Below are 234 nucleotides of genomic sequence, written 5' to 3' on the forward strand. Positions count from 1 at the left end.
CTATCCTGTACATGCAATACCGAATCCCAGTATCAAGCTGGAGTAAAGCTCCATGGGGTCTTTCCGTCCTGGCGCAGGTAACCAGCATCTTCACTGGTACTTCAATTTCACCGGATGCATTGTCGAGACAGTGCTCAAATCATTACGCCTTTCGTGCGGGTCGGAACTTACCCGACAAGGAATTTCGCTACCTTAGGACCGTTATAGTTACGGCCGCCGTTTACTGGGGCTTAA

1 rRNA gene is annotated in these 234 nt (G+C 50.0%); it reads right to left on the reverse strand.

Going from position 1 to position 234, the window contains the following annotated elements:
* Positions 1–234, reverse strand: a 23S ribosomal RNA gene (locus WS44_RS09705); the annotation flags it as partial.

It is taken from the genome of Lactobacillus sp. N54.MGS-719, from assembly GCF_000980505.1.
Lineage (GTDB): Bacteria > Bacillota > Bacilli > Lactobacillales > Lactobacillaceae > Lactobacillus > Lactobacillus amylovorus.